Source organism: Myxococcus llanfairpwllgwyngyllgogerychwyrndrobwllllantysiliogogogochensis (assembly GCF_006636215.1).
GTDB classification, from domain to species: Bacteria; Myxococcota; Myxococcia; order Myxococcales; family Myxococcaceae; genus Myxococcus; species Myxococcus llanfairpwllgwyngyllgogerychwyrndrobwllllantysiliogogogochensis.
Genome location: NZ_VIFM01000425.1, coordinates 1 through 6003, shown reverse-complemented (window position 1 = coordinate 6003; position 6003 = coordinate 1). Strand labels below are relative to the sequence as shown.

Genomic DNA, 6003 nt, shown 5'->3' with positions numbered 1-6003 from the left:
CTCCCGCTCCGCCCCCGCGACACCGTCCACGTCGTCGCTCCCTCCGGGCCCTTCGACCGCCCCCTCTTCGACGTCGGCCTCGCCGTCATCGCCGAGCGCTACTCCCCGGTCCTCCGCCCCGACCTCGGCTCCGCCTGGCGCTACCTCGCCGGTGACGACTCGCGCCGCGCCGAAGAGCTCTCCCACGCCCTCCTCGACTCCTCCGCTCGCGCCATCTTCTGCGCCCGCGGGGGCTACGGCAGCGCCCGGCTCCTCCCGCGCCTTCCCCTCGCCGATGCCGCGCCGAGCCTCTTCACCGGCTTCTCCGACCTCACCTCCGTCCACGCCGCCCTCCAGGTCCTCGGCCGCGTCTCCATCCACGGGCCCGTCCTCACCCAGCTCGGCAAGCAGCCTCCCGAGGTCCGCGACTACTTCTTCCGCCTCCTCGAGTCCCCCGAGGCCCCGCCCCCGCTGACCGGCACCGCCACCTACGTCCCCGGCACCGCCGAGGGCCACCTCGTCGGCGGCAACCTCTCCGTCTTCGCCACCCTCCTGGGCACCCCGTACCTGCCGCCCCTCGACGGCGCCGTGCTCCTCCTCGAGGACGTCACCGAGCGCCCCTACCGCCTCGACCGCATGTGGACCCAGCTTCGCCTCGCCGGCGTCTTCTCCCGCGTGCGCGGCATCGTCCTCGGCGACTTCACCGCCTGCGAGGAGCGGGGCACCGACTACACCAGCGGCGACGTCCTCAGAGACCTCGCTCGCGAGTCGGGCGTCCCCTGCGCGGCGGGCTTCCCCATCGGCCACGGCGCCCTCAACTACCCCGTGGCCCTCGGCACGCATGTCCGCCTGGACGCGGACTCGGCCCGGCTCACATTCCTCGAAGGAGCCGTGCGCGCATGAGCGCCCCTCCTGAACAACACCCCATCGCCGTCCTCCAGACACTGCTCGACGAGGCCGTGGGCATCGGCGTCTTCCCCGCCGCCCAGGCCGTCGTCCTCCACCGGGGCGTCCAGGTCTTCGGCGGCGTCGCGGGAAAAGTCTCTGGCGACACGCGCTTCGACCTCGCCTCGCTCACGAAGGTCCTCAGCACCACCGCCCTGTTCCTCCGCCTGTGGACCGAAGGCAAGGTGGGGCCCGATACCCTCGTGTCCCGCTACTTCCCTGGCTCGCCCGTCGGCGACGCGGGCGCCACCGTCGCGGACCTGCTCTACCACCGCTCCGGCCTGCCTCCCTTCGTCCCGTTCTTCGCCCAGGCACTCACCGCCCACCCCGAGCTGCTCGACGCCACCTGTCCCTCCGCCACGCGCTCCCGCGTCCGCGACGAGGTCCTCCAGGCCGCCGCGTCCACGCCGCTCGCCGCCGCGCCTCGCACGCGCACCGCGTACAGCGACGTGGGCTTCATCCTCCTCGGCGAGATTCTCTCCCGCGCCGCCAACGCCCCGCTCGACACGCTCTTCTCCCGCCACGTCGCCGAGCCGCTCGGCCTCTCCGCCCGCTTCCACCGCCTCACCGACTTCCCCGTCGACTCCGTGCCCGCGCCCACAGGCGCCACTCGCCCCCGCGAGCCCGCGCCCGGTCAGGAGACATTGTGGAAGGACGTGCCCACCCAGCCCACGCGCCCGGGTGAAGTGGACGACGACAACGCCTGGGTGATGGACGGCGTCGCCGGACACGCGGGCCTCTTCGGCACCGCCGTGGACGTGGCCCGCTTCGGTCAGGCCGTGCTCGATGGCTGTGCGGGGACGAGCCCCGTGATTGCGCCGGCCCCGCTCTGGCACCGCGCGCTCGCCACGGATGCGCTCGTTCCGGGCAGCACGCGCTCCATGGGCTTCGACTCACCGTCCCAGGTCGGCTCCAGCGCGGGCCGCTTCGTGGGCGACTCACCTCCGGGCGCCGTCGGGCACCTGGGCTTCACCGGAACGAGTCTCTGGGTGGACCTGCGTCGCTCGCTGGTGGTGGCGCTCGTCACCAACCGCGTGGCGCTCGGCCGCCAGGAGCTGCGCATCCGCGACTTCCGACCCGTCTTCCATGACTTCGTCGTGGAGGCGCTCGGCCTCACCGCCATCTCGCAGGGAACGCATGGCTGACGACAACGGTAACGTCCTCGACACCCTCGAGCCCGGCAGCGTCCGCCGCGTCCACCTGGTGGGCGTGGCGGGCACCGGCATGGGCTCCTTCGCTGGAATGCTCAAGGCCGCCGGCTACGAAGTCACCGGCAGCGACGAGAATGTCTACCCACCCATGAGCGACATGCTCAAGGCGTGGGGCATCCCCGCCGCCTCGCCCTACCGCCCGGAGAACCTGGACGACGCGAAGCCGGACCTTGTCATCATCGGCAACGTCATCCGCCGCGTGAATCCCGAGGCCACCGCCGTCCGCGAGCGCGGCCTCAAGCAGATGAGCTTCCCCGCCGCCCTGGGCTCGCTCTTCCTCGCCCGCTCGCACTCCGTCGTCGTCGCCGGCACCCACGGCAAGACGACGACGTCCTCCATGATGGCCCACGTCCTCGTCGAGGCCGGCAAGGACCCGTCCTTCCTCGTGGGCGGCGTCACCCAGAACTACTCGGGCAACTACCGCGTCGGCAAAGGGCCGCACTTCGTCGTCGAGGGCGACGAGTACGACACCGCCTACTGGGACAAGGGCTCCAAGTTCCTCCACTACCGTCCGCGCACGGCCATCCTCACCAGCGTGGAGTTCGACCACGCGGACATCTTCCGCGACTTGCCCCACTACGAGGCGACGTTCGAGAAGTTCGTCCGGCTCATCCCCGCCGACGGGCAGCTCGTCGTCTGCGCCGCGTACCCCAACGCCGTGAAGCTCGCGCGCGAAGGGTGCCCGGGCCGCGTCGTCACCTACGTCGCGAAGGAGGGCGCGGAAGCGGATTACGTCCCTCGCGAGGTCTCCTTCGGTGCCAACGGCGCGCGCTTCCAGGTGGTGGAGCGAGGCACGGTGCTCGGCACGGTGGAGCTGCCCATGGGCGGCCTGCACAACGTGGAGAACGCGCTGAGCGTCATCGCCGCCGCGCGCGGCCTGGGCCTGTCCTTCGACGAAATCGCCAGGGGCCTGTCCACATTCCGGGGCGTGAAGCGGCGGCAGGAGCCTCGCGGCGAGCCGAATGGAATCCTCGTGGTGGACGACTTCGCGCACCACCCGACGGCCGTGCGAGAGACCATCGACGCCATCCACCACCGCTACCCCGAGCGTCGGCTGTGGGCCATCTTCGAGCCCCGCTCCAACACCAGCCGCCGCAACATCCACCAGGAGGACTACGCCCACGCCTTCACCGGTGCGGCCCGCGCCAGCCTCAAGGTGCCGGAGCGACATGACAAGGTGCCCGTCGGCGAGGAGCTCGACGTGCGCAAGCTGGTGGCCGACCTCCAGGCGCAGGGCATCACCGCCGAGGGCTCCACCGACGTGCAGGCCATGGTGGACCTGGTCGCGCGCGAGTCCCGCCCCGGTGACGTGCTGCTCGTCATGAGCAACGGCGCCTTCGGTGGGTTCATCGAGAAGCTGCTCGTGGCCTTGAAGGCCCGCTCGGGGGAGACTGCCTGACATGCGCCTCCCGCTCACCGTCCTCCTGGGTGTCCTGTCCGTCACGGGCTGTGCTCGCAGCAGCACGATGCCGCCCCTCACTCCCGCCGTGCCCGGTGGCGCGGAAGAGCAGGGCACGCAGGTCTCCGCCACGCAGCCGCTCGTCTTCCAGGTGAAGCGCTACCCCGGTGGCGAGCTGTATGACCTGGTGAGTGACAGGGGCAGCGTGGTGCTGGTCGACGTGTGGGCCACGTGGTGCGAGCCCTGTCGGGACGCGCTGCCCTTCTACGAGAACCTCGTGCGCGAGTACGGCGCCAAGGGCCTCAAGGTCTACGCGCTCAACGTGGACGAGGACGCGCGCGCGATTGAGCCGTTCCTGAAGGAAGTGAAGGTGGGCCTGCCCGTCCTCGTCGACGAGAACGCCCGCGTGGCCGAGCGCACGCTGAAGGTGCGCGGCATGCCCACGACGTACTTCATCGACAAGCGCGGCGTGGTGCGCCACGTCCACGAGGGCTTCAACGAGGAGTTCCTCACCAAGTACCAGTCGGAGATCGAGGCGCTGCTGGCCGAGCCCGCGCCGTAGCCCTCCCAGGAGACGTCATGGATGACACGGCCCCGGAGACTCCCGCCGAGCTGCGCCGCACCGCGGAGGAGGGCGCGCGCCTCGGCGGCCGCATCCTCGCCGACCGCTTCTTCCGCGAGCGCGTCATCGAGCTCAAGGGCGGCATCGACCTGGTGACGGACGCGGACCGCGCATCCGAGGAGGCGCTGCTCGCGTTCATCCGCCTGCGCCACCCCACGCACGCCATCCTCGCGGAGGAGAGCGGCGCCACGGCGGGCTCGGACAGTCTCCGCTGGCTCGTGGACCCGCTCGACGGCACCACCAACTACGCCCACCGCGTGCCGCACTTCTGCGTCAGCGTCGCCGTGGAGGGCCCCGGTGGCGTGCTGGCCGGCGCCGTGTATGACCCGATGCTGGACGAACTGTTCTCCGCTGCGCGAGGGGAGGGCGCCACGCTCAATGGCCGCCCGCTGCGCGCCAGCACCGTGGACAGGCTGGACAGGGCGCTGTTGTGCACGGGCTTTCCCTACGACGTCCGCGAGAAGCCGGAGGGGCCGGTGGGCCTCTTCACCCGCTTCGTCCTGCGCGCTCAGGGCATGCGTCGCACGGGCAGCGCGGCCATGGACCTGGCCTATGTGGCCGCAGGTCGCTTCGATGGCTTCTTCGAGTTCAGCCTCAAGCCCTGGGATATCGCCGCGGGCTCGCTGCTCGTGGAGGAGGCCGGAGGCGTCATCCGCCATGTCACGGGCGCACCGTTCAGCGTGATGCGCGGTGACGTCATCGCCTCCGCGCCCGCGCTGGCTCCGGTGCTGCTCTCCGAGGCCCGGCACTTCATCGACGAGCTGGGCTGGACACCGCGCCCCTAGAAGAAGCTCTCCGGCACGAAGACGATGTCGCCGGGCTGGAGCATGAAGTTCTTCTCGCGCCCCACGCCGATGTCCTCGACGGGCACGCGAATCTTGCGCTCCAGTCCGTCCACCACGCGCGTCACCAGCGTGTTGTTCTTCGCCGCCAGCTTGGTGAAGCCGCCCGCGAGGGTAATCGCCTGGACGATGGACATCTCTCCATCCACCGGGAAGGTGCCGGGCTTCTGCACTTCGCCGAAGACGAAGACCTTGTGCGAGTTGTACTCGCGGATCAGCACCGACACCTGCGGCCGGCGCACGTAGCGCGCAAGGCACTCGCGCAGCGTGTCCGCCGCGGTGCTGGGGGTCGTCCCGCGCAGCGGCACCTTGCCGCACAGCGGGTAGTCGATGGTGCCCTCGGGTGACAGGCGCCACGTCCCGGAGTGCTCGGGCTCCTGGAAGACACGCACCTCCACCACGTCCCCGGGCCCCAGTGTGCCGCCGCCGGAGCGGGCCTCACCCGCCTCCGCTGCTGGCGTGGGCGTGGGGGGAGGAGGACGCGGCGCCGAGCCGAAGCACGCGGACAGCGCTCCCGACAGGAGCAGGGCGAGACAGAGGCGGAGCGTTCTCATCCGGGAGGAGACCTCGTGGGCGGGGAAGCTTCCCCGGCGCTGCGGGGGCTCAGTACGTCACCGAGAGGCGAGCATACCCCTCGTGACGCGTGTAGTTCAGGCCGCCGCCATCCACGGAGGACGAGCGGTTGCTCAGCATGTAGCCCGCGGCGCCGGTGAGCCACGGACGGAACTGGTACTCGGGCCCCGCGTCCACCGTCACCACCGTGTCGCCACGGTTGCCGGAGAAGCTCAGGAAGTCCACCATGCCCATCGCGTGCAAGGTCAGCTTGCCGCCCAGCAACGCGCGCGCCTCGGCGGAGACCCGGTCGTCCCGGAACATGCCGTAGGCCGCCACCGGCTCCAGCATGCGCAGGTAGCCGCCCTTGAACGTCAGCGTGGGGCTGAACAGGTAGGTGCCGTCGAGCTGGCCGAGCACCGTCCCGCCGCCCGCCTCCCCGAAGTTCTGCCC

Annotated in this window: 6 protein-coding genes and 1 pseudogene; 5 read left to right on the top strand and 2 right to left on the bottom strand. The window is 71.1% G+C overall.

Annotated features, from left to right (window positions below):
• From FJV41_RS47445 to FJV41_RS47425, 5 genes are all read left to right on the top strand, one after another.
• Nucleotides 1–882: S66 peptidase family protein (locus FJV41_RS47445; RefSeq protein WP_141649234.1), on the top strand; the 882-nt coding region annotated here is incomplete at its 5' end.
• The gene (locus tag FJV41_RS47440; protein ID WP_141649233.1) at nucleotides 879–2069 is read left to right on the top strand and encodes a serine hydrolase domain-containing protein; all 1191 of its coding nucleotides are present in this window, start codon (nucleotides 879–881) and stop codon (nucleotides 2067–2069) included. The genes FJV41_RS47445 and FJV41_RS47440, both read left to right, overlap by 4 nt.
• Nucleotides 2062–3534 (top strand): UDP-N-acetylmuramate:L-alanyl-gamma-D-glutamyl-meso-diaminopimelate ligase, encoded by a 1473-nt coding sequence (mpl, locus tag FJV41_RS47435; RefSeq protein WP_141649232.1) that lies wholly within the window; start codon nucleotides 2062–2064, stop codon nucleotides 3532–3534. Before FJV41_RS47440 ends, mpl begins: the two co-directional genes overlap by 8 nt.
• 1 nt (nucleotide 3535) lies before the next feature.
• On the top strand, nucleotides 3536–4096 hold the full coding sequence (locus FJV41_RS47430) for a TlpA family protein disulfide reductase (protein WP_141649231.1): 561 nt from the start codon (nucleotides 3536–3538) through the stop codon (nucleotides 4094–4096).
• 17 nt (nucleotides 4097–4113) lie between these two features.
• Complete coding sequence (locus tag FJV41_RS47425) at nucleotides 4114–4941, top strand: inositol monophosphatase family protein (protein WP_141649230.1); 828 nt, start codon at nucleotides 4114–4116, stop codon at nucleotides 4939–4941.
• Here the strand turns inward: FJV41_RS47425 and FJV41_RS47420 are convergent.
• Complete coding sequence (locus FJV41_RS47420) at nucleotides 4938–5552, bottom strand: polysaccharide biosynthesis/export family protein (RefSeq protein WP_141649229.1); 615 nt, start codon at nucleotides 5550–5552, stop codon at nucleotides 4938–4940. The two genes, FJV41_RS47425 and FJV41_RS47420, sit on opposite strands and share 4 nt — an antisense overlap.
• 49 nt (nucleotides 5553–5601) lie before the next feature.
• Nucleotides 5602–6003, bottom strand: a pseudogene (locus FJV41_RS47415) (hypothetical protein); the annotation flags it as partial.

Excerpts from the sequence above, each read along its gene's own strand:
- FJV41_RS47420 (WP_141649229.1), bottom strand. The coding sequence starts at position 5,552 with ATGAGAACGCTCCGCCTCTGTCTCGCCCTGCTCCTGTCGGGAGCGCTG.
- FJV41_RS47425 (WP_141649230.1), top strand. The coding sequence starts at position 4,114 with ATGGATGACACGGCCCCGGAGACTCCCGCCGAGCTGCGCCGCACCGCG.
- mpl (WP_141649232.1), top strand. The coding sequence starts at position 2,062 with ATGGCTGACGACAACGGTAACGTCCTCGACACCCTCGAGCCCGGCAGC.
- FJV41_RS47430 (WP_141649231.1), top strand. The coding sequence starts at position 3,536 with ATGCGCCTCCCGCTCACCGTCCTCCTGGGTGTCCTGTCCGTCACGGGC.
- FJV41_RS47440 (WP_141649233.1), top strand. The coding sequence starts at position 879 with ATGAGCGCCCCTCCTGAACAACACCCCATCGCCGTCCTCCAGACACTG.